20 protein-coding genes are annotated in these 23,113 nt (G+C 72.2%); 18 read left to right on the plus strand and 2 right to left on the minus strand.

The genetic code is table 11. From position 1 onward, the window contains the following. The first annotated feature begins 32 nt into the window (after positions 1 to 32). From mmsA to ACQP6G_RS17680, 4 genes are all read left to right on the plus strand, one after another. Positions 33 to 1,592, plus strand: a complete 1,560-nt coding sequence (gene mmsA, locus ACQP6G_RS17665; RefSeq protein ID WP_429766211.1) for a multiple monosaccharide ABC transporter ATP-binding protein — start codon at positions 33 to 35, stop codon at positions 1,590 to 1,592. Further along, complete coding sequence (gene mmsB, locus ACQP6G_RS17670; RefSeq protein WP_429766212.1) at positions 1,589 to 2,767, plus strand: multiple monosaccharide ABC transporter permease; 1,179 nt, start codon at positions 1,589 to 1,591, stop codon at positions 2,765 to 2,767. Before mmsA ends, mmsB begins: the two co-directional genes overlap by 4 nt. Before the next feature lie 115 nt (positions 2,768 to 2,882). Beyond that, positions 2,883 to 4,097, plus strand: coding sequence for an ROK family transcriptional regulator (locus ACQP6G_RS17675; protein WP_429766299.1), 1,215 nt, complete (start codon positions 2,883 to 2,885; stop codon positions 4,095 to 4,097). Next, positions 4,094 to 4,828: an ATP-binding cassette domain-containing protein gene (locus ACQP6G_RS17680; RefSeq protein WP_429766214.1), complete on the plus strand. Its 735-nt coding sequence runs from the start codon at positions 4,094 to 4,096 to the stop codon at positions 4,826 to 4,828. Before ACQP6G_RS17675 ends, ACQP6G_RS17680 begins: the two co-directional genes overlap by 4 nt. Positions 4,829 to 4,877: 49 nt before the next feature. On the opposite strand, the gene ACQP6G_RS17685 is transcribed toward ACQP6G_RS17680, so the two are convergent. Next, complete coding sequence (locus ACQP6G_RS17685; protein ID WP_429766216.1) at positions 4,878 to 5,393, minus strand: MarR family winged helix-turn-helix transcriptional regulator; 516 nt, start codon at positions 5,391 to 5,393, stop codon at positions 4,878 to 4,880. A 114-nt stretch (positions 5,394 to 5,507) separates the two neighbouring features. On the opposite strand from ACQP6G_RS17685, the gene ACQP6G_RS17690 reads away from it, so the two are divergent. Then, positions 5,508 to 6,122, plus strand: coding sequence for an NADPH-dependent F420 reductase (locus tag ACQP6G_RS17690; RefSeq protein ID WP_429766217.1), 615 nt, complete (start codon positions 5,508 to 5,510; stop codon positions 6,120 to 6,122). 41 nt (positions 6,123 to 6,163) lie between these two features. Next, a complete protein-coding gene (locus ACQP6G_RS17695) occupies positions 6,164 to 7,036 on the plus strand; it encodes a VOC family protein (protein ID WP_429766219.1) in 873 nt (290 codons plus the stop codon). A 43-nt stretch (positions 7,037 to 7,079) separates the two neighbouring features. Here the strand turns inward: ACQP6G_RS17695 and purU are convergent, their stop codons facing one another. Beyond that, positions 7,080 to 7,937, minus strand: coding sequence for a formyltetrahydrofolate deformylase (purU, locus tag ACQP6G_RS17700; RefSeq protein WP_429766221.1), 858 nt, complete (start codon positions 7,935 to 7,937; stop codon positions 7,080 to 7,082). A 69-nt stretch (positions 7,938 to 8,006) separates the two neighbouring features. Between purU and ACQP6G_RS17705 the strand changes: the two genes are divergently transcribed. The 12 genes from ACQP6G_RS17705 (at position 8,007) to yjfF (ending at position 22,999) form a co-directional block, all read left to right on the plus strand. Next, positions 8,007 to 8,561: a GNAT family N-acetyltransferase gene (locus ACQP6G_RS17705; RefSeq protein WP_429766223.1), complete on the plus strand. Its 555-nt coding sequence runs from the start codon at positions 8,007 to 8,009 to the stop codon at positions 8,559 to 8,561. Then, positions 8,558 to 9,637 (plus strand): LacI family DNA-binding transcriptional regulator, encoded by a 1,080-nt coding sequence (locus ACQP6G_RS17710; RefSeq protein WP_429766225.1) that lies wholly within the window; start codon positions 8,558 to 8,560, stop codon positions 9,635 to 9,637. Before ACQP6G_RS17705 ends, ACQP6G_RS17710 begins: the two co-directional genes overlap by 4 nt. A 93-nt stretch (positions 9,638 to 9,730) precedes the next feature. Beyond that, the gene (locus tag ACQP6G_RS17715; RefSeq protein ID WP_429766227.1) at positions 9,731 to 11,167 is read left to right on the plus strand and encodes a glycoside hydrolase family 43 protein; all 1,437 of its coding nucleotides are present in this window, start codon (positions 9,731 to 9,733) and stop codon (positions 11,165 to 11,167) included. 219 nt (positions 11,168 to 11,386) lie between these two features. Beyond that, entirely contained in the window at positions 11,387 to 13,018 is a 1,632-nt protein-coding gene (locus tag ACQP6G_RS17720; protein WP_429766229.1) for a xylulokinase, read from the plus strand. 45 nt (positions 13,019 to 13,063) lie between these two features. Further along, a complete protein-coding gene (locus tag ACQP6G_RS17725; protein ID WP_429766231.1) occupies positions 13,064 to 13,774 on the plus strand; it encodes an L-ribulose-5-phosphate 4-epimerase in 711 nt (236 codons plus the stop codon). A 61-nt stretch (positions 13,775 to 13,835) separates the two neighbouring features. After that, entirely contained in the window at positions 13,836 to 15,347 is a 1,512-nt protein-coding gene (gene araA, locus ACQP6G_RS17730; RefSeq protein ID WP_429766232.1) for an L-arabinose isomerase, read from the plus strand. Positions 15,348 to 15,437: 90 nt separating this feature from the next. Then, positions 15,438 to 16,457 carry a LacI family DNA-binding transcriptional regulator gene (locus tag ACQP6G_RS17735; protein WP_429766233.1) on the plus strand — a complete coding sequence of 340 codons (1,020 nt, stop codon included), beginning with the start codon at positions 15,438 to 15,440 and terminating at the stop codon, positions 16,455 to 16,457. Next, positions 16,454 to 18,007: a sugar ABC transporter ATP-binding protein gene (locus ACQP6G_RS17740; protein ID WP_429766235.1), complete on the plus strand. Its 1,554-nt coding sequence runs from the start codon at positions 16,454 to 16,456 to the stop codon at positions 18,005 to 18,007. Before ACQP6G_RS17735 ends, ACQP6G_RS17740 begins: the two co-directional genes overlap by 4 nt. 173 nt (positions 18,008 to 18,180) lie before the next feature. After that, a complete protein-coding gene (locus tag ACQP6G_RS17745; protein ID WP_429766236.1) occupies positions 18,181 to 19,188 on the plus strand; it encodes an ABC transporter substrate-binding protein in 1,008 nt (335 codons plus the stop codon). A 123-nt stretch (positions 19,189 to 19,311) separates the two neighbouring features. Continuing rightward, on the plus strand, positions 19,312 to 20,883 hold the full coding sequence (locus ACQP6G_RS17750; RefSeq protein WP_429766238.1) for a sugar ABC transporter ATP-binding protein: 1,572 nt from the start codon (positions 19,312 to 19,314) through the stop codon (positions 20,881 to 20,883). After that, positions 20,883 to 21,980, plus strand: coding sequence for an ABC transporter permease (locus ACQP6G_RS17755; RefSeq protein WP_429766240.1), 1,098 nt, complete (start codon positions 20,883 to 20,885; stop codon positions 21,978 to 21,980). The genes ACQP6G_RS17750 and ACQP6G_RS17755 overlap by 1 nt, the downstream gene beginning before the upstream one ends. Next, entirely contained in the window at positions 21,977 to 22,999 is a 1,023-nt protein-coding gene (gene yjfF / locus ACQP6G_RS17760; protein WP_429766242.1) for a galactofuranose ABC transporter, permease protein YjfF, read from the plus strand. Before ACQP6G_RS17755 ends, yjfF begins: the two co-directional genes overlap by 4 nt. Positions 23,000 to 23,113: the final 114 nt, after the last annotated feature.

Below are 23,113 nucleotides of genomic sequence, written 5' to 3' on the forward strand. Positions count from 1 at the left end.
CGCACCCCACCGAAGGAGGGACGAGGGCGCAGATGAGCACGATCCTGGAGATGCGCTCCATCACCAAGGAGTTCCCCGGCGTCAAGGCGCTGTCCGACGTCACGCTGACCGTCGAGCAGGGCGAGATCCACGCCATCTGCGGCGAGAACGGCGCGGGGAAGTCCACGCTCATGAAGGTGCTGTCGGGCGTCTACCCGCACGGCACCTACGACGGCGAGATCATCCTGGACGGGACGACGGCGGAGTTCGGGTCGATCAACGACTCGGAGGACCGCGGCGTCGTCATCATCCACCAGGAGCTCGCCCTGGTGCCGTACCTGTCGGTCGCCGAGAACATCTTCCTGGGCAACGAGACCCGGAACCGGTTCGGGATGATCGACTGGAACGCCGCGAACCGGAAGGCCCACGCCCTGCTCGAGCGCGTCGGCCTGGACGAGAACCCGACGACGCCCGTCGGCCAGCTCGGCGTCGGCAAGCAGCAGCTCATCGAGATCGCCAAGGCGCTCTCGAAGGAGGTCAAGCTGCTGATCCTCGACGAGCCGACCGCTGCGCTCAACGACGACGACTCCGAGCACCTGCTCGAGCTGCTGCGCCAGCTCAAGGCGCACGGCATCACGTCGATCATCATCTCCCACAAGCTCAACGAGATCGAGGAGATCGCCGACCGCACGACGATCATCCGCGACGGCCGGACCATCGAGACCATCGACATGTCCGAGCCGGGCTCCACCCAGGACCGCATCATCCGCGGCATGGTGGGCCGTGACCTCGAGCACCGCTACCCCGAGCGCGCGTCCGTCGTCGGCGACGAGGTGCTGCGCGTGGAGCACTGGAGCGTCGACCACCCCACGCAGATCGGCCGGCAGATCATCATCGACGCGTCGTTCAACGTGCGCGCCGGCGAGGTGGTCGGGATCGCCGGCCTCATGGGTGCCGGGCGCACCGAGCTCGCGATGAGCATCTTCGGCCGCACCTACGGACGCAACATCCGCGGCGAGATCTACAAGGACGGCAAGCCGATCCAGGTCCGCACCGTGTCCGAGGCGATCGGGCACAACCTCGCGTACGCGACCGAGGACCGCAAGCACTACGGCCTCAACCTCATCGACGACATCCGGCACAACATCTCCGCGGCCGGCCTGCCCAAGCTCGCCCCGCGCGGCTGGGTCAACGGCAACGAGGAGCTCCGGGTCGCCGAGGACTACCGCGGCTCCCTCAACATCAAGACGCCCAACGTCCTGGTCGACGTCGGCAAGCTCTCCGGCGGCAACCAGCAGAAGGTCGTGCTGTCCAAGTGGCTGTACACCGACCCCGACGTGCTCATCCTCGACGAGCCGACCCGCGGGATCGACGTCGGCGCCAAGTTCGAGATCTACACGATCATCAACAAGATGGTCGCGGCGGGGAAGGCGGTCGTCGTCATCTCCTCCGAGCTTCCCGAGCTGCTCGGCATCTGCGACCGCGTGTACACCCTCGCCTTCGGTCGGATCACCGGTGAGCTCCCCGTCGCCGAGGCGACGCAGGAGCGCCTCATGGAGCTCATGACGATCGAGCGCGACCAGCCCCTGCCCACGAAGGAAACCGCCTCATGAACGCCATCGACTCGGTCCGGGACATCCTGACCCGGAACATGCGCCAGAGCGGCATCGTCATCGCCTTCCTGGCGATCGTCGTGCTCTTCGCCGCACTGAACCCGAACTTCCTCTCGCCGACGAACCTCACGAACATCGTCCTGCAGTACTCGTACATCCTGATCCTCGCGATCGGGATGGTGATGATCATCGTCGCGGGGCAGATCGACCTGTCCGTCGGTTCGGTGGTCGCCCTCACCGGGGCCGTGAGCGCCGTCGTCGTCATCCGTCAGGGCATGCCCTGGTACGTGGGCGTGCTCGCCGCCCTGGTCGTCGGCCTCCTGGTCGGCATCTGGCAGGGCTTCTGGGTCGCCTACGTCGGGATCCCCGGCTTCATCGTGACCCTGGCCGGCATGCTCCTGTTCCGCGGCCTGACGTTCCTCGTGCTGGACAACAAGTCGCTGTCGCCGTTCGGCGGCACGTACTACGACATCGCCAACGGGTTCCTCAACGGGCTGCTCGGCGGCAACGGGTTCGACGTCTTCACGCTGGTGATCTTCGGCATCGCCGTGGTCGGCTTCGGCGTCAGCCAGTGGCGCACGCGCCAGGGCAAGATCGCCTACCAGCAGACGGTCGAGTCGATGCCGCTGTTCGTGGTCAAGCTCGTCGCGGTCGCCGCCGTGGTGATGTGGTTCGGGTTCCAGCTGTCCATCTCGCGCGGCCTGCCGATCGTGCTCATCATCCTCGCGGTGCTGATCATCGCGTACACGCTCGTCACGCAGAAGTCGGTCTTCGGGCGGCACGTCTACGCCGTCGGCGGCAACCGCCACGCGGCCGAGCTGTCCGGCGTGAAGGTCCGCAAGGTCAACTTCTGGATCTTCGTGAACATGGGCGTCCTGGCCTCGGTGGCCGGCATCGTCTACTCCTCGCGCATGAACGGCGCCCAGCCGGGCGCGGGCAACATGTTCGAGCTCGACGCGATCGCCGCGTGCTTCATCGGCGGCGCGTCGACCACCGGCGGCGTCGGCCGCGTGGGCGGCGCCATGATCGGTGGTCTGATCATGGCCGTCATGTCCAACGGCATGCAGCTGATGGGCGTGCCGCAGTCGATGCAGCAGGTCGTCAAGGGTCTGGTGCTGCTGCTCGCGGTCGCGTTCGACATCTACAACAAGCGTCGCGCCTCGGTGCTGCGCTGACCAAGGGGGTCCGGCCGGGGCCGGACCATCCCGCCACGAAGCGCGGGGCGGCGGACGACCGCCGCCCCGCGCGTCGTCGCACCATAGACTCCCCGGCGTGAGAGGACGGCTGCCGATGGTGGGATCGCAGTCGTCGCTGCGCGAGGCGAACCGCGCACGCGTCGTCGACGCGGTGAAGCGGCACGGCGGGCTGACGCAGGTCGAGCTCACGGGGGCCACCGGGCTCTCGCCCGCCACCGTGTCGACCATCGTCAAGGAGCTCGTCGCCGCCGAGCTCGTCGAGGTGCGCAACACGATCCGCTCGGGCCGGCGCGCGCAGCTCGTCACCCTCGCCCACCGCGTGGGGCTCGTCGCGGGCGTGCTGGTAGGGACGCGGCACCTCACCGTGGCGATCGCGGACGTGTCGCACGAGGTCCTCGCCGAGCAGGTGCTGCCGCTGCCGGCGGAGCACCGCGCCGACACCAGCCTCGACCGCGCGGCCCTGCTCGTCGTCGACCTGCTGGAGCGCGTCGGTTCGGAGCTCGACGAGGTGCTCGGCATCGGCCTCGGGCTGCCGGCGCCGGTCGACGCCTCCAGCGGCCAGGTCACTGTGCGCGGCATCCTGCGCGGCTGGGACGGCGTGCCCGTGGCGCAGGTGCTGTCGAAGCGGCTGGCCCGGCCGGTGTTCGTGGACAACGACGCGAACCTGGGTGCCCTGGCCGAGAGCACGGTCGGCGCCGCCCGCGAGGTGCACGACGCGCTGTACGTCCGCGCCGGCCACGGCGTCGGGGCCGGCATCGTGCTGGCGGGCCGCGTGCACCGCGGCGTCGCGGGCACGGCGGGCGAGATCGGGCACGTGCAGGTCGACCCGGCCGGCAACATCTGCTCGTGCGGCAGCCGCGGCTGCCTGGACACGGTCGTGGGGGACCGGGCGCTGCTCGAGCCGCTGCGCAGCAGCCACGGGAACCTCACCCTCGCCGACGTCGTGCGCCTGACGAACGACGACGACCCGGGCTGTCGGGAGATCGTCGCCGACGCCGGTACGGTGGTCGGCGGCGTCGTGGCCGGGCTGGCGACGTCACTCAACCCGGAGCTCGTCGTCGTCGGGGGAGCGCTGGCCGCGACGGGCGAGGTCTTCCTCGGGCCGCTGCGCGAGGCGCTGCGCCGCCGGACCCTGCTGCAGCAGGTCACGCCTCTCGAGGTGGTGCCCGCGGCGCTGGGGACGCGCGCCGAGCTGGAGGGAGCCCTCGCGCTCGCGCTGCAGCACACCGACCTGCTGGAGCAGCCCGACGACGGACCGCACGGCGCCGTCGCCGTGGGCCAGGTCCGCACAGGAAAGGGGAACCGGTGAGGGGACGCACGCCGCTGCTCGCGCTGCGGCAGGTCAGCAGGTACTTCGGTGCCGTCGAGGCCCTCGTCGACGTGGACCTGGAGGTGCACGCGCACGAGGTGGTGGCCCTGGTCGGGGACAACGGGGCGGGCAAGTCGACGCTCGCCCAGATCGTGGCGGGCGTGCTGAGCCCGAGCTCGGGGCAGCTGGAGATCGACGGCGAGCCCGTGTCGATCCCGTCACCCTCGGCGGCGAACCAGCTCGGCGTGGCGAGCGTCTTCCAGGACCTCGCCGTCTGCGAGAACCTCGACGTCACCGCGAACGTGTTCCTGGGGCAGGAGCTGCGCGGGCGGGCGGGGCTGCTGCGCGACGGCGACATGGAGACCGAGACCCGCGCGCTCCTCGAGCACCTCACGATCCGGATCCCGTCGGTGCGGACCCCGCTGCGGCACCTGTCCGCCGGGCAGCGTCAGGCCGTCGCCATCGCGCGCACCCTCATCGGCCAGCCGCGCATCGTGGTGCTCGACGAGCCGACGGCGGCGCTCTCGGTGGCGCAGACCGCCGAGGTGCTCACGCACATCCAGCGCCTGCGCGAGCTGGGGCTCGGCGTCATCCTCATCAGCCACAACCTCAACGACGTGCGCGCGGTCTCCGACCGCATCGAGGTGCTGCGGCACGGCCGGAACAACGGGTCGTTCCCGGCCACGGCCGCGCACGAGGAGATCCTCGCGGCGATCACCGGCGCGGCCTGAGAGCAGGCGGGCCTTCGCCCGCTGGTCCCACCTTCGAGCCGGCAGGGCCTCAGCGGCGGTCCTTCCGGCCGAACCGGTCGTGCGGGTCGATGTGCGCGAGGACCTTGTCGAGCGCGCCCGCGAGGGTGTGCAGCTCATCGGGGTCGAGGTCGTCGAACACGTCCTCGAGGACGGTGCGCGCGTGGCCGGGGGCGCTCGCGACGACCTTGCGCCAACCCTCGTCGGTGAGGTGGGCGATGGTCGCGCGGCGGTCGTCGGGGGCGGTGCAACGCTCGACGTAGCCGCGCGCCTCCAACCGGCGCGCGACGTGGGAGAGCCGGGGGAGCGTGGCACTGGTGAGCCTGGCGAGCTCGGTCATGCGGAGGGCGCGCTCGGGCGCCTCGGAGAGCATGGCGAGCACGATGTACTCGAAGTGGGTGAGGTCGGAGTCGCGGCGCAGCTGCTGGTCGAGCGCGGCGGGCAGCAGCTCGATCACCGCCTGGAGGCGGAGCCACGTGCGCATCTGCTCGGCGTCGAGCCAGCGCGGCTCGTCGTCGGCCGCCGTCGTGCGCCGGGTCGTCGTCACGTGATCGTCCTCCTGGTCCGTCACCCTCGAACTAAGGTTGACGCTACAACTATAGCGGTCTATGTTGGTTGTAGCGTCAACCAATAGGGTCGGCGCGGGACCCCAGGAGGAACCATGGCCACCATCAGCATCATCGGCACCGGGAACATGGGCACCGCGATCGCCGGGCTCGCGCTCGCCGGTGGCAACGACGTGCAGGTCGTCGCCCGCGACGTCGCCAAGGCCGCGGCCGTGGACGCCGCCGTCACCGCGACCGCGTTCGGCGAGCCGCTCACGGGCGAGATCGTCGTGCTGGCCCTGCCGTACCCGGCGCTCGACGACGTCGTCGCGACCTACGGCGACCAGCTCGCCGGCCGCACCGTGGTCGACCTCACCAACCCGCTCGACTTCGCCACCTTCGACGCGCTCGTCGTGCCCGCCGACTCCTCCGCCGCCGCCGGGCTGGCGGAGAAGCTCCCCGACGCGACGGTGCTCAAGGCGTTCAACACGAACTTCGCCGCGACGCTCGTGAGCGGCGCCGTCGGCGACGTGCCCACGACCGTCCTCGTCGCGGGCGACGACGCCGCCGCCAAGGCCGCGTTCGCCGCCGCTTTCGACGGCTCCGCCGTCCGCGTCGTCGACGCCGGGTCGCTGAAGCGTGCTCGCGAGCTCGAGGCCCTCGGGTTCCTGCAGCTCACCCTCGCCGCGGGGGAGCAGACGCAGTGGACCACCGGGTTCGCGCTGCTCTGACCCCCGTCGCCACCCGCCCGTCCCAGCACCAGGAGCCGATCATGACCCGCACGTCCGACCTCCTCGCGGCCGAGACCGCGATGGGCGCCGTCACCCTGCACGTGGGCGACCTCGGCGCGATGAGCGCCTACTACCGCGAGGCGATCGCGCTCGAGGAGATCCCGGCCCTCGGCGCCCCCGGCCGGGTGGTGCTGGGGCGCGGCGGCGTGCCCGTCGTCGCGCTGCAGCACACACCGGGGCTGCCGGCGACGTCGCGGAACCAGGCCGGGCTGTTCCACACGGCCGTGCTGTTCGACACCGAGGAGGCGCTCGCCTCCTCGGTCGCCCACGCCGCGCAGCACCCGCTGTCGCGGTTCGCCGGGAACTCCGACCACTGGGTGTCGCGGGCGTTCTACTTCACGGACCCCGAGGACAACGGCATCGAGCTCTACTGGGACCGCCCGCGCGAGGTCTGGCAGCACGACGACGGCGGGCGCGTGGCGATGGGCTCCGACTGGTTCGACCCGCAGGAGTTCCTGCAGCGGCACCTCACCGAGGACGCCCTGGCCGGCACCGCGGGCCAGGCGGCCCAGGTCGGTCACGTCCACCTGCAGGTGGGCGACATCCCCACCGCGCAGCGGTTCTACGTCGACACCCTCGGCTTCGAGATCATGGCGACGTTCCACGGTGCGCTGTTCGTCGCCGCCGGCGGGTACCACCACCACATGGCGATGAACACCTGGAACAGCGCGGGCGCCGGGCCGCGGGCCGCCACGCTCGGCCTCGGCCAGGTGGCGCTCACCGTGCCCACGCGAGACGAGGTCGGCGCGCTCGCCGACCGGCTGAAGCACGCCGGCGTCGCGACGCGCGACGACGGCCGGACCCTGCGCTTCGACGACCCGTGGAACACGCTCGTCGAGGTGTCGGTCGGCTGACCCGGCCGGGCGCCTGTTCGGCGGCGGGCGGGGTCGGCGGAGGTCAGCGGAAGACGACGGTGCGGTGGCCGTCGAGCAGCACGCGGTGCTCGGCGTGCCACCGCACGGCGCGCGCGAGGGTGCGGCGCTCGACGTCCTCGCCGATCGCGACGAGGTCCGCGACGGCGCGCGAGTGGTCCACGCGCTCGACGTCCTGCTCGATGATCGGGCCCTCGTCGAGGTCGCCCGTGACGTAGTGCGACGTCGCGCCGATGAGCTTGACGCCGCGGTCGTGCGCCTGCGCGTAGGGGCGGGCGCCCTTGAAGCTCGGCAGGAACGAGTGGTGGATGTTGATGACCTTGCCCTGCAGGTCGCGGCACAGCTCGTCCGACAGGATCTGCATGTACCGGGCGAGGACCACCAGCTCCACGTCGAGCTCGTCGACCAGCTCCCGCAGCCGGTCCTCGGCCTGCGCCTTGGTGTCCTTGGTGACCGGCACGTGGTGGAACGGCTTGCCGTAGAACACGGCCATGTCCTCGAGGTCCGGGTGGTTGCCCACGACGCCGACGACGTCGACCGGCATGCCCTGGTACCGCTCGCGGTACAGCAGGTCCACCAGGCAGTGCGGCGCCTTGCTGACCAGCACCAGCGTGCGCAGGCGGCGGCCGACGACGTCCAGCTCCCAGGTCATGGCGAAGCGCTCCGCCACCGGCGCGACCGCGGCCGTGAGCGCGTCGCGCCCGGCCGCCTCCTCGACGTCGAGCGCCACCTGCACGCGCATGAAGAACAGGCCCGACGCCGGGTCCCCGAACTGCTGCGACTCGGTGATGTTGCCGCCGTGCTCGGCCAGCACGCCCGCCACGGCGTGCACGATCCCGGGGCGGTCGGGGCAGGAGAGGGTCAGCACCCATTCGGTCGTCACCCGCCCATTGTCACCGACGGCCCCGGGCGCGCGACGACACGTCCGCCGTCGGTCTGCCACGATGTCCTCATGAGCGAGGCACGCGGCACTGACGCCCAGGAAGTCCAGCAGGAGAGCGGCGACGACACGCTGCGGATCGCGCTGGTCGAGGACGACCAGGCGGGCGAGCTGCTGACGTTGCGGCGGGCGGCGTTCGTCAGCGAGGCGCAGCTGTACGACGACCCGCACATCCCGCCGTTGACGCAGACGCTGCACGAGCTGCGCGACGACATGGCGCGCGACGACGTCGTGACCGTGGGCGCGTGGGAGGGGCACCGCCTGGTGGGGTCGCTGCGCCTGGAGATCGAGGGGCCGAAGGCGACGCTGGGGCGGCTCGCCGTCGCGCCGGACCAGCAGGCCAAGGGCATCGGCACGTCCCTGATGTTCGCGATCCTGCAGTTCCTGCCGTCCGAGGTGACGGAGGTGTGGGCGTTCACGGGCAAGGACTCGAAGAAGAACCTCGCCATGTACACCAAGCACGGCTACGAGGAGCAGTACGACCGCGCGGCGGGCAAGCTCACGCTGACCTACCTGCGCCGGGTGCTCGACGAGGTCGACGCGAGGAACGCGGCGCAGGAGTCATGACCGACGCCGGCGGGCAGGCGACGCGTCCTCGGTCGCGCCGCCCGTCCATGGCCGACGTCGCTGCCGTCGCCGGGGTCTCCCACCAGACCGTCTCCCGGGTGCTCAACGAGCACCCGAGCGTGCGCGGAGCGACCCGCGAGCGGGTGCTGGACGCCATCGCCTCCCTCGGCTACCGGCGCAACAGCGCCGCGCGGGCGCTGGCGACGGCGCGCTCGGCGACGCTCGGCGTGGTGACCACGGGCTCGGCGCTGTTCGGCCCGACCAGCACGCTCATCGCGATCGAGGGCGCGGCGCGGGACGAGGGGTACTTCGTCTCCGTCGCGACGCTGCGGCGCTACGACGCCGAGGCGATGCACGAGGCCCTGGAGCACTTCATGGACCAGGGCGTCGAGGCGATCGTGGTCATCGCCCCGCAGGACGACGTCGCGGCCGCCGTCGAGTCCTTCCGCGCGCCGGTGCCGGTGCTCGTCGTCGCCGCCCTGGAGAAGCTGCCCCGCGACGCGGGCACGACGGCGGCGGGCCCGACGACGCTGTCGCTCGCCGTCGACCAGCGGGCCGGGGCGCGCACCGCGACCGAGCACCTGCTCGACCTGGGTCACCGCGACGTGCTGCACGTCGCCGGGCCGCAGGACTGGTTCGACGCCCGCGAGCGCGCCGCCGGCTGGCGGGAGGCGCTCGAGGCGCGCGGGATCGCGCCGAGCCGGCCGCGGTACTGCAGCTGGTCGGCCGAGGACGGGTACACGGCGGGCCGCGACCTCGCCGAGGCCGTGGTGGCGCACGAGGGCCCGACGGCGGTGTTCGCGGGGAACGACCAGCTCGCCCTCGGCATCCTCCGCGCGTTCTGGGAGCGGGGCCTCTCCGTGCCCGACGACGTGTCGGTGGTGGGCTTTGACGACGTCGCGGGGGCCGCGTACTTCGTGCCGCCGCTGACCACGGTGCGGCAGCCGTTCGGGGTGCTGGGGGAGCGCAGCGTGGCGATGGTCGTCGCCGCGCTGGCCGGCGGCACCGTGCCGACCGAGCGGATCGTGCCCGAGCTCGTGGTGCGCTCCAGCACGGCGCCGCCGCCCGCCCGCTGACCGCGGCTCGTCGACCACCCTCGTTGACCGCCGTCATGGCGGCTGGGTAGATTCGGCGCGTTCGCAGTTCTACATCGTTGTAGAGGAGTCACGATGCGCAGATCTCTCAGGCGGGCCCGCGCCGCGGCGGCGGGGGTGCTCACGACGGCGCTGCTGGGCGCGTCGCTGGTCGCCGCCACGACCGTCGGTCCGGCGACCGCCACGCCCGGCGGCGCCGAGCGCGACCGCCACGCCCCGACCGCCCCGACCGGCGGACTCTCCGTGACCGGCGAGACCTCTCCGGTGCACGACCCGGCGCTCGTCGTCGGCGACGACGGCACCTGGCGCGTGTACACCACGGGGCTGGTGAACCGGGAGAACGGCGGCACGATCCAGATGTGGTCGAGCCACGACGAGGGCGTGACCTGGGTCTACGACGGCACCGTCTGGGACGAGATCCCCGCCTGGATCGACGAGCGCTTCGCGGCGGACGGCGACGGGGTGCTGCCCGACAACCTGTGGGCGCCCGAGGTCTACGAGCACGACGGCACCTACTACCTGTACTACTCGGCGTCGCGCTTCGGCACGAACACCTCGGTCACGGCGCTCGCGACCAACACGACCCTCGACCCGGACGACCCGGACTACGAGTGGGTCGACCAAGGGCCGGTGATCGACTCGCCCCAGGACATCGCCGGCGGGAAGACGTTCAACGCGATCGACGCGGGCATCGTCGAGGGGGAGGACGGCACCCCGTACATGGCGATCGGGTCGTACTGGTACGGCGTCTTCCTCGTCGAGCTCGAGTGGCCCAGCGGCAAGCTCGCCGACGGCGCACTGGAGAACGCCACGCACCTGGTGGACCGCATGATGCCGGGCAACCCCGTCGAGGCGCCGTACGTCGTCGAGCGCGACGGCTGGTACTACCTGTTCGTCTCGTTCGACCGGTGCTGCCAGGGCCTCGACAGCACCTACCAGGTGGCGGTCGGTCGGTCGCGCGACGTCGCCGGGCCGTACCTCGACCAGGACGGCAGGGACCTGGCCGACGGCGGCGGCACGGTGCTGCTCTCCTCGCACGGCGCGGTCGTGGGGCCGGGCGGCCAGTCGGTGTCCGACGGCGTGCTCGCCTTCCACTACTACGACGGCGCGAACGCCGAGATCCCGGGCTTCCCGACGCTCGGCCTGCAGCGCCTGGCCTGGGAGGACGGCTGGCCGGTGGTGGACCAGACGGTCGAGGAGCCGGCCGTCACGGCGGACCCGCGCGACGTGACCGTGCGCGGCAACCGGCCCGCGACGTTCGAGGTCCGCGTGTCCGGCACCCCGGTCCCTGTCGTCACGTGGGAGGTCTCCGACGACGACGGCGCCACCTGGTCGGCGGCCACGGCCGCCGCGACGCGCGCCGTCGACGGCACCGCCCGCTGGACCCTGAAGCACGCCGGGCGCGAGCCCGACGGCCTGCTCGTGCGCGCCGTCGTCGCCAACGCCCACGGCGAGGTGCGCAGCGAGCCGGCACGGCTCGACGTCGTCACGCCCGGTCGCCCCGCGAGGTAGTCCCCACCGTGCCGAGGTAGTACCAGGCTCCGCGAGGTAGTACCCGCTGTGCCGAGGTAGTGGACTGGTCCACTACCTCGGCACGGCCGTGACTACCTCGGCGCGGCTGGTACTACCTCGGCGAGACCGGCACTACCTCGCGGGTTGGGTCTCCCGATTTGTGAGCGCTAACATGGATCGACCACCACGACGCCCGACCGGGCGGGGACGGAGCAGGGGATGGCGGAGCAGGGCACGGGCGACGTGACGGAGATCCGGGACGCGATCGCCGCCGGGAGGACGACGCTCGGCATCGAGCTCGGCTCGACCAACATCAAGGCGTGCCTGATCGGGCCCGACCACGCACCGCTCGCGAGCGGCTCGCACGCGTGGGAGAACGAGCTCGTCGACGGGGTGTGGACCTACGCGCTCGACGCCGTGCACGCCGGCCTGCAGGGCGCGTACGCGGCGCTCGTGGCCGACGTCGAGCAGCGCTACGGCGTCCGCCCCACGAGCTACGCCGCGCTCGGCGTCTCCGCGATGATGCACGGCTACCTGCCGTTCGACGCCGACGGCGAGCTGCTCGTCCCGTTCCGCACCTGGCGCAACACGAGCACCGGCCCCGCGGCCGCCGAGCTGTCCGCCCTCTTCGGGCACAACGTCCCGCTGCGCTGGTCGATCGCCCACCTCTACCAGGCGATCCTCGACGACGAGCCGCACGTGCCGCAGGTCGCGTCGTTCACCACGCTGGCCGGCTACGTGCACCGCGCGCTGACCGGTCGGCACGTGCTCGGTGTCGGCGACGCGTCGGGCATGTTCCCGATCGACCCCGCCACGGGCGACTACGACGCGCGGATGCTGGAGCAGTTCCGGCACCTCGCGGCCGCCAAGCGCCCGGGCCTGCACGTCGAGGGCCTGCTGCCCCAGGTGCTCACCGCGGGCGAGGACGCCGGCCGGCTCACCGCCGAGGGCGCCGCGCTGCTCGACCCCACGGGCGCCCTGCAGCCCGGAGTGCTCCTCTGCCCGCCCGAGGGTGACGCCGGCACCGGCATGGTCGCCACGGGCTCGGTCGCGCCGCGCACCGGCAACATCAGCGCGGGCACGTCGATCTTCGCGATGGTCGTGCTCGAGCGGCCGCTGACCTCCGTGCACCACGAGCTCGACCTCGTCACCACGCCCGCCGGCGACCTCGTCGCGATGGTGCACTGCAACAACGGCGCCAGCGAGCTGGACGCGTGGGCCGGCGTCTTCGGCCAGTTCGCGGCCGCCCTGGGGCAGCCCGTCGAGCCCGACGCCGTCTTCGGCGCGCTCTTCCGGGCCGCGCTCGACGGCGCCCCGGACGGCGGCGGGCTGCTCGCCTACAACTACCTCGCCGGGGAGCCCATCACCGGCCTCGACGAGGGGCGCCCCCTCGTGGTGCGCACCCCCGACAGCCGCCTCACGCTGGCGAACTTCGCGCGCACGCAGCTCTACGGCGTCTTCGGCACGCTCGCGCTCGGCATGCGCGTGCTGCACGGCGAGGGCGTCGCGATCGACACGATGTTCGCGCACGGGGGCCTGTTCAAGACGGCGGGCGTCGCCCAGCGGCTGCTGGCCGGCGCGATCGACGCCCCCGTCGCCGTCGGGCAGACGGCGGGGGAGGGCGGCGCCTGGGGCATCGCCGTCCTCGCGGCGTATGCCGCCGCCCGGGCCGAGGCCGACGGTGGCGCCGGCGCTCCCGCCCTCGACGCCTACCTGGCCGAGCGCGTCTTCGCCGACGCCCGGCTCGACGTCGCCGAGCCCGACGCGGACGACGTCGCCGGCTTCGCCGCCTACCTGGAGCGGTACTCCGCCGGCCTCGCGGTCGAGCGCGCCGCCACCGCAGCCCTCTGACGACACGCGTCGCCGACGCACCGCACCCCCGCACTGGAGAAGCACATGAGCACCCCCACCGAGGTCCCCGCGCACCTGCGCGCCGCCGTCGACGCCGCCAAGGAGAAGGTCGCGGCCCTGCACGCCGAGCTGCCCCGCTGGGAGCTCGTCGTGTGGACCGCCGGCAACGTGTCCGAGCGGGTCCGCGACGACCGCACCCCCGACGGCTCCGGCGACCTCCTGGTCATCAAGCCGTCCGGGGTCTCCTACGACGACATCACGCCCGAGTCGATGGTGGTCTGCGACCTGGACGGGAAGCTCGTCGAGGGCGACCGGTCCCCGTCGTCGGACACCGCGGCGCACGCCTACGTGTACTCGCACATGCCCGAGGTGGGCGGCGTCGTGCACACGCACTCCACCTACGCGACGGCGTGGGCCGCCCGCGCCGAGGAGATCCCCTGCGTGCTCACGATGATGGCCGACGAGTTCGGCGGCCCGATCCCCGTGGGGCCGTTCGCGATCATCGGCGACGACTCCATCGGCCGCGGCATCGTCGAGACCCTGCGCGGTCACCGGAGCCCGGCGGTCCTGATGCGCAACCACGGCCCGTTCACCATCGGCAAGGACGCCCGCGCCGCGGTGAAGGCCGCCGTGATGGTGGAGGAGGTGGCCCGCACGGTGCACGTGTCGCGCCAGCTCGGCGAGCCGCTGCCCATCGCGCAGGAGCACGTGGACTCCCTGTACGCCCGCTACCAGAACGTCTACGGCCAGCACTGAGCCCGGTCAGGGCTCCGCCAGGCTCGACCACCGACGCAGACCTCCGAAGGAGACACACCCCATGAGCAAGCCGTACGCCGACCGCGAGGTCTGGTTCTTCACCGGCAGCCAGGACCTGTACGGGCCCGAGACGCTGGAGCAGGTCGCCCAGCAGTCGCAGGAGGTCGCCCGCGCGCTCGACGCGTCGTCCGACGTCCCCGCGAAGGTCGTCTGGAAGCCCGTGCTCAAGGACGCCGGCTCGATCCGCCGCGCGATGCTCGACGCGAACGCGGACGACAACGTGCTCGGCGTCATCACGTGGATGCACACGTTCAGCCCGGCGAAGATGTGGATCTCCGGCCTCGACGCGCTGCGCAAGCCGCTGCTGCACCTGCACACGCAGGCGAACGTCGAGCTGCCGTGGGCGGACATCGACTTCGACTTCATGAACCTCAACCAGGCCGCGCACGGCGACCGCGAGTACGCCTACCTGGCCACGCGCCTGGGCGTCGCGCGCACCACCGTCGTCGGGCACGCGTCGAACCCGGCCGTGACCCGCCGCGTCGGCACCTGGGTCCGCGGCGCCGCGGGCTGGGCCGCCACGCACGAGCTGAAGCTGGTGCGCTTCGGCGACAACATGCGCAACGTCGCCGTCACCGAGGGTGACAAGACCGAGGCCGAGCTGCGCTTCGGTGTCTCGGTGAACACGTGGGGCGTCAACGACCTGGTCGACGCCGTCGAGGCCGTGGCCGACGACGCGGTCGACGCGCTGGTCGCCGAGTACGAGGAGCTCTACGACGTCGCCGGTGAGCTGCGCAAGGGCGGCGAGCGGCACGAGTCGCTGCGCTACGCGGCCCGCCAGGAGATCGCCATGGAGGCGTTCCTCGTGGAGCGCGGCGCCAAGGCGTTCACCACGAACTTCGAGGACCTCGGGGGTCTGCGCCAGCTGCCCGGCATCGCCGTCCAGCGCCTCATGAGCAAGGGCTACGGCTTCGGTGCCGAGGGCGACTGGAAGACGGCCGTCCTGGTGCGCGCGGCCAAGGTCATGGGCGAAGGGCTGCCCGGCGGCGCCTCCCTCATGGAGGACTACACCTACGACCTCACCCCCGGCTCCGAGCTCATCCTCGGCGCCCACATGCTCGAGGTCTGCCCCTCCCTCACGACGTCGAAGCCCCGCGTGGAGATCCACCCGCTCGGCATCGGCGGCAAGGAGGACCCGGTCCGCATGGTGTTCGACGCCGACGCGACCGAGGGCGCCGTCGTCGTCTCGCTCGCCGACATGCGCGACCGCTTCCGCCTCACCGCGAACGTGGTCGACGTCGTGCCGCCGACGCAGGACCTGCCGAACCTCCCCGTGGCCCGCGCCGTCTGGGCCCCGCGCCCCGACTTCACCACCTCCGCCGAGGCCTGGCTGACCGCCGGCGGCGCGCACCACACGGTGATGTCGACCGCGGCGGGCGTCGAGGCGTTCGAGGTGTTCGCGAACATCGCGCGCACCGAGCTGCTCGTCATCGACGAGGACACCACGCGCCGCGGCTTCGCCGACCAGGTGCGGTGGAACCAGGTGTACTACCGCCTCGCCCAGGGGCTCTGAGCACGACCACCGGCGAGCGGCCGGCGGTTCGGTAGGCTGACGCCGCCGAGCCGCCGGCCGGCCGGTGGACGCATCCCGTGGAGGCCCCGCATGGCGAGTCCCGCCGACAAGCCGAACATCCGGCAGGTCGCGCAGCTCGCCGGCGTCTCGCACATGACGGTGTCGCGGGTGCTCAACGACCACCCGAACATCCGCGAGGCCACCCGGCGGCGCGTCGAGGAGGCCATCGACCAGCTCGGCTACCGGCCGAACATGGTCGCCCGGGCCCTCGCCACCCAGCGCAGCCGGCGCATCGGCGTCCTCGTGGAGAGCGCCGCGACGTTCGGGCCGACCAGCACGCTGTACGCCGTCGAGTCCGCCGCCCGCGCGTCGGGGTACGTGGTCAGCTCCGTGCTCCTGCGGGCGGGGGAGGAGATCACCCCCCAGGAGGCCGTCGACCACCTCGTCGCGCAGGGCGTCGACGCGCTCTGCGTCGTGGCTCCCCGGTCGTCGTCGATCGCCGCGCTGCGCCGCATCGCCGTCGGGGTCCCGGTGCTGGTGGTCAAGCCCGACAAGGACCCGACGTTCCTCACCGTGACCGTCGACCAGCAGGCGGGGACGGCGCTCGCCGTCGACCACCTCGTCTCGCTCGGGCACCGCGACATCCTGCACCTCGCCGGCCCGCTGGACTGGCTCGACGCCCGCACGCGCGAGCGGTCCTTCCACGCCCGGGCGAAGTCGTGGGGGCTGCGCGAGCGCCCCATCGTCGTCGGCGACTGGACGGCCGACTTCGCGTACGACTTCGCGCGCGGGATCCGCGAGCTCCCGGAGTACACGGCGATCTTCGCCGCGAACGACGACATGGCGGTGGGCCTCGTCCACGGCCTGCACGACCGCGGCTTCTCGGTGCCCGACGACGTGAGCGTCGTCGGCTTCGACGACATCCCCCTCGCGCGGCACGTCATCCCCCCGCTGACGACGGTGCGGCAGAACTTCCACGCCCTCGGCGTGTCGGTCGTCGACGTCCTGCGGGCCGCGATCGAGGAGCAGGAGATCCCGACGGTCACGAAGATCCCCCCGGAGATGATCGCGCGGGAGTCGAGCGCCGCGCCGCGGAAGGCCACCCGATGACCTCGCGGCCCGGGGCGCCGGCCCCCGTCGTCGAGCTGCGGGGGATCACGGTGGAGCGCTCGGGGGTGCGGGTCCTCGACGACGTGGACCTCGCGCTGCGGCCGGGCGAGGTCCACGCGCTCATGGGGGAGAACGGCGCGGGGAAGTCGACCCTCATCGGCGCGCTCACGGGGACGCTGCCGATCCTGGCGGGCACGGTCGTGGTGGACGGCGTCGAGAGCCCGCCGACGGGAGTCGCGCAGAGCCGCGCGGACGGCATCGCGACCGTCTTCCAGGAGACGCACCTGAGCCCGCACCTGACCGTCGCCGAGAACGTGATGATCGGTCACGAGGTGCGCGGCTGGCTCGGCATCGACTGGGGCCGGACGAGGGCGCGGGCGTCGGCCGCGCTCGCCGCGCTGGGGATCGAGGACATCGACCCGCGCGCCCCGCTCTCGGCGCTGTCGCCCGCGACCAAGCAGCTCGTGGCCGTGGCCCGGGCGATCGTCCTCGATCCGCGCGTGCTCGTGCTCGACGAGCCGACGTCGAGCCTGGACGCGGAGGAGGCCGCGCGCCTGCTCGGCGTCGTGCGCCGCCTGTGCGACCAGGGCGTCGCGGTGCTGTTCGTCTCGCACTTCCTCGAGCAGGTCTTCGAGGTGAGCGACCGGATGACGGTGCTGCGGGGCGGCCGCGTCGTCGCGGAGTTCCGGACGGCGGACGTCGAGCGCGCCGAGGTGATCTCCAAGATGCTCGGCGAGGACATCGACGCGCTCCAGGCGCTGCGCTCGCAGCGGCTCGCGCACCACTACGCCGGGACGGGCGAGGCGAAGCTGCGGGCGTCGTCCCTCGGGCGCCTCGGCGTCCTCGAGCCGACCGACCTCGAGCTGTCCCGGGGCGAGGTCGTCGGGTTCGCGGGGCTGCGCGGGTCGGGGCGCACCGAGCTCGCCCGGCTGATGAGCGGGGCGGAGCGCGCCGACGGCGGCGAGCTGTGGCTCGACGGCGTGCGGGTGCAGCTCCGCAGCCCGGGGGCCGCTCTGCGGTACCGGATCGCGATGTCGAGCGAGAACGTGCGCGACGACGGGATCGTCGCGGGCCTCACGGTGCGGGAGAACATCGTCCTGGCGCTGCAGGCGCTGCGGGGCTGGTCGCGGCCCCTGTCGCGGGGAGAGCAGGACGCCGTCGTCGACACGTACCTCGACGCGCTGCACCTGTCGGCCGACGACCTGGACCGGCCGGCCGGCGAGCTGTCCGGGGGCACCCAGCAGAAGGTGCTGCTCGCCCGGCTGCTGGCCACGCGGCCCCACGTCCTGATCCTCGACGAGCCGACCCGCGGCATCGACATCGCGGCCAAGCTCGAGATCCAGCGCCGGGTCGCACGCCTGGCGGGCGAGGGCGTCGCCGTCGTCTTCATCTCCTCCCAGCTGGAGGAGGTGGTGCGCCTCGCCGACCGCATCGTCGTGCTCAAGGACCGCGAGAAGATCGGCGAGCTGAGCAACGGGCCCGGGGTCACCGTCGACACCATCGTCGAGATGATCGCCGCGGAGCTGGACGAGCCCGAGCCCGGCGACTGACGCACGGCGAGCCCTCCCGGTGCGTTACGCGATCGTGACGTGGATTCCTGGACGGCCCCTATTGTGACCGGTCACATCTCCGCTATGTTAGCGGTCACACAAGCGTTGCCGGAGGGTCAGAGAAGACCCACGGACCGGGTCTCCCGGTCGGCCGGCGTCTCGAGGAGGAGATCATGAGCAAGAACTTCCGGCGCGCCGGTGCGGCGCTGTTCGTCACGGCGCTCACGGCGGCCTCGTTGGTCGCGTGCAGCAGCGAGCAGGCGCCCCAGGGCGGCGGGGACGGCGGCGGCGAGTCGGCCGCGGCCTCGGACACGATCGTCCTGGGCTTCTCGCAGGTCGGGGCGGAGTCCGGCTGGCGCGCGGCCAACACCAAGTCCATCCAGGACACGCTCACGAAGGAGAACGGCTTCGACCTCAAGTTCTCCGACGCGCAGCAGAAGCAGGAGAACCAGATCCAGGCGATCCGGTCCTACATCCAGCAGCAGGTCGACGTCATCGCGTTCTCCCCGGTCGTCGAGACCGGCTGGGACGCCGTGCTCGAGGAGGCCAAGGCCGCGGACATCCCGGTGATCCTCACCGACCGGGCCGTCGACTCCGGGGACGACACCCTGTACGAGTCGTTCATCGGGTCCGACTTCGTCGAGGAGGGCAAGCGCGCCGGCGAGTGGGCCGTGGAGCAGTACGACGGCGAGGGCTACAAGGCCGTCGAGCTGCAAGGCACCACCGGCGCCGCGCCCATGATCGACCGGCAGCAGGGCTTCGCCGACGCGATCGCGGGCTCCGACATCGAGATGATCGACTCGCAGACCGGCAACTTCACCCGCACCGAGGGCAAGCAGGTGATGGAGGGCTTCCTGCAGAAGTACGACGACATCGACCTGGTGTTCGCCCACAACGACGACATGGGCCTGGGCGCCATCGAGGCGATCGAGGCCGCGGGCAAGGTGCCGGGCAAGGACATCAAGATCATCACGGTCGACGGCGTCAAGGACGGCATGCAGGCGCTCGCCGACGGCAAGATCAACTACATCGTCGAGTGCAACCCGCTGCTCGGCCCGGACCTCGCGGAGATCGCGAAGAAGGTCGTGGCCGGCGAGGAGGTCGAGAAGCGCATCGTCACCCAGGACGAGGCGTTCGACCAGGAGGCGGCGAAGGCCGCGCTGCCGGACCGTCAGTACTGATCGTCGGTACTGATCGTCGGTACTGACCGTCAGCACCGACCGTCGGTACGCTCCACGAGACCCGCGGTGGGTGCGGTGCGGGACGCCCGCGCCGCGCCCACCGCGCTCCACGGAAGGTCAAGGATGACGCCATCGGACGCCGGCGACGCCGGCAGCACCCCCGACGCCCGGCCCCAGGACGTGCGCCCCGTCGTCGAGATGACCGGGATCTCCATCGAGTTCCCGGGCGTCAAGGCCCTCGACGGCGTGGACCTCCGGCTCCTGCCGGGCGAGGTGCACGCCCTCATGGGCGAGAACGGCGCGGGGAAGTCCACGCTGATCAAGGCGCTCACGGGCGTCTACGGCATCGACTCCGGCGAGATCCTCGTCGACGGCGAGCCGCACCGGTTCTCCGGCCCGGGCGAGGCCCAGGCCGCGGGGATCGCCACCGTGTACCAGGAGGTCAACCTCTGCGAGAACCTCACGGTCGCGGAGAACATCATGCTCGGCAACGAGCCCCGGCGGTTCGGCGCCATCGACTGGCCCCGCACGCGCCGCCGGGCGGCCGAGCACCTCGCCACGATGGGGCTCGACGTCGACCCCGCCTCCTCGCTCGGCTCGCACTCGATCGCCGTGCAGCAGCTCGTCGCGATCAGCCGGGCCATGGTGGTGGACGCCAAGGTGCTCATCCTCGACGAGCCGACGTCCAGCCTCGACGCCGACGAGGTCGCGCGGCTCTTCGCCGTCGTGCGCCGGCTGCGCGACCAGGGGGTCGCGATCCTGTTCGTGTCGCACTTCCTGGAGCAGGTGTTCGAGCTCTCCGACCGCATGACCGTGCTGCGCAACGGCACGCGGGTGGGGGAGTACCGGACGTCGGAGATCACCCGGAGCGAGCTCGTCTCGCGCATGATCGGCCGGTCGATGGAGGTGCTGGAGGACCTGGAGGTCCGCACCGAGCACACCGTCGACGCGGCCCAGGGCAAGCCGTTCGTCCAGGCCGTGGGTCTCGGCCGGCGCGGCTCCGTGCAGGCCTTCGACCTGGACGTCCACGAGGGCGAGGTCGTCGGTCTGGCCGGCCTGCTCGGCTCCGGCCGCACGGAGGTGGCCCGCCTGCTCGCCGGGGCGGACCGGGCCGACACGGGCACGCTGTCCGTCAAGGGGACCCCGACCCGGCTGCGCACGCCGCGCACGGCGATCGGGCGCAGGATCGCGTTCTCCTCCGAGGACCGCAAGGCCGAGGGCGTGGTCGGCGACCTGACCGTGCGGGAGAACATCGTGCTCGGCCTCCAGGCGGAGCGCGGCTGGCTGCGCCCGCTGCCCGGCAAGCAGGTCGACGAGATCGTGCACCGGTACATCGAGGCGCTGAACATCCGGCCCGCCAACCCCGACGCCCTGCTGCGCAACCTGTCGGGCGGCAACCAGCAGAAGGTGCTCCTGGCCCGCTGGCTCGCCACCGCGCCCGAGCTGTTCATCCTCGACGAGCCGACCCGCGGCATCGACGTCGGCGCCAAGGCGGAGATCCAGCGCCTGGTGTCCGACCTCGCCGGCCGGGGCATGGCGGTGCTCTTCATCTCCGCCGAGCTCGAGGAGGTGGTGCGGCTCAGCCACCGCATCGCCGTCATGCGCGACCGGCAGAAGGTCGCCGAGCTGACCAACACCGACTCCGTCGGCGTCGACGACGTCGTCGAGCTCATCGCGAGCGGAGGGGACCGCTGATGCCCACATCGCAGGCCGCCGGCGGGTTCGGCGCCGTCGTGCGCCACCACCTGTTCTGGCCCGTGGTCGCGCTGGTCGCGCTGCTCGCCGTCAACACGGCCGTCCGACCGGGCTTCCTGTCCGTGTCGATCCTCGACGACCACCTCTTCGGGTCGCCGATCGACATCCTGCGCAACTGCGCGCCGCTCATGCTGGTCGCCCTCGGCATGTCGCTGGTGATCGCCACCCGCGGCATCGACCTCTCCGTGGGCGCCGTGGTCGCGATCTCGGGGGCGGTGGCCCTCACCTTCATCGCGGGCGCGCCGGACCCGGCGTCGACGACGACGGTGCTCCTCGCCATCGGGATGGCGCTCGCGCTCGGCCTGGTGCTCGGCGTCTGGAACGGGTTCCTGGTGTCCGTGCTCGGGATCCAGCCGATCATCGCGACGCTCATCCTCATGACCGCCGGCCGCGGCGTCGCGATGCTCATCACCGAGGGGCAGATCACCACGGTCACGAGCGCCCCGTTCAAGATGCTCGGCGCCGGGTACTGGCTCGGGCTGCCCGTCGCGACCCTGGTCGCGTTCGGCGTGTTCGCGCTCGTCGCGCTGCTGGTGCGGCGCACGGCGCTCGGGATGCTCGTCGAGTCGGTCGGCATCAACCCCGCCGCGAGCCGGCTCGCCGGCGTGCGCGCGCGGACCATCGTGTGGACGGTCTTCGCCCTGTCAGGGCTGTTCTCCGCGCTGGCCGGGCTGATCCTGTCGTCCAACGTCATGGCGGCCGACGCGAACAACGCCGGCCTGTTCATCGAGCTCGACGCGATCCTCGCCGTCGTCATCGGCGGCACGTCGCTGGCCGGCGGCAAGTTCTCGCTGTCCGGCACCTTCGTCGGCGTGCTCATCATCGCGACGCTGTCGCTCACGGTGACCAACGTCGGCATCTCGCCGCTCGTGACGCCGCTGTTCAAGGCGCTCGTGGTCGCCGCGGTGACGCTGCTCCAGTCGCCCGCGATGCGGCGCAAGCTCTCGGAACGCACGCGACGGCGCGGCAGGACGGCGCCGGTGACGCCGTCGGACAAGCCCGCGGACGTGGCGACGGACAAGGTGGTGGCCTCATGACGACCCTCGCATCCTCGCGCCGCGGGGCGCCGTCCCCGGGCCGCGTGCCGTCCGTCGGCCGCCGTCTGCGCGTCGACCGCCGCTACCTTCCCGTGGTCGGCACCCTCGTGGTGTTCGTGCTGCTGCTCGTGGTGGGCGGCGCGCGCTACGACAACTTCCTGTCCGTCGGCGTGCTCGCGAACCTGTTCATCAACAACGCGTTCCTCATCGTGCTGGCCGTCGGGATGACGTTCGTCATCCTCACCGGCGGCATCGACCTCTCCGTCGGCTCGGTGCTGGCGCTGTCCGGCGTGACGGCGGCGTACCTGCTGCAGGCAGGCGTCCCCGCCGGGGTGGTGATCCCGCTGGTCGTGCTCATCGGCTCGCTGATCGGTCTCCTCGTCGGCGCGATGGTGCACGTCTTCGAGGTGCAGCCGTTCATCGCGACCCTCGCGGCGATGTTCTTCGCCCGCGGCCTGTGCTTCCTCGTCGCGCCGGAGTCGATCCCGATCGACGACCCGACCTTCGTCGCCCTGGCCTCCTGGGACACGTGGGCCGGCGGGCAGTGGCGGATCACGTCGAGCGTCGTGATCGCGCTGGTCGTGGTGGCGGTCGCGTTCTACCTGCTGCACTACACGCAGTTCGGCCGCACCGTGTACGCCATCGGCGGCGGGGAGCAGTCGGCCAGGCTCATGGGCCTGCCCGTCGCGCGCACCAAGGTGCTGGTGTACGTCATCAGCGGCACCTGCGCCGGTCTCGGCGGCCTGCTGTTCGCCATGTTCTCGCGGTCGGGCTACTCCCTGACCGGCGTGGGCATGGAGCTGGACGCGATCGCGGCCGTCGTCATCGGCGGCACGCTGCTCACCGGCGGCACCGGCTTCGTGCTCGGGTCCGTGCTCGGCGTCCTCGTGCTCGGCCTCATCCAGACGATCATCACCTTCGAGGGCACCCTCTCCTCCTGGTGGACCAAGATCGTCATCGGCGCGCTGCTGCTGGTCTTCGTGGTCCTGCAGCGGCTGCTCGCACTGCGGCGCTCCTAGCCTCCTCGGCCGGGCGCCCGTCCGGGCGGCGGGGACGGCGGCACGCGCCGTCGGCCCCGCCGCCCCTCCGCACCCCCCGCACCTGTACGACGACGTACGACACGGAGGTTCTAC

This window comes from Isoptericola nanjingensis, from assembly GCF_050311635.1.
Classification (GTDB): domain Bacteria; phylum Actinomycetota; class Actinomycetes; order Actinomycetales; family Cellulomonadaceae; genus Isoptericola; species Isoptericola nanjingensis.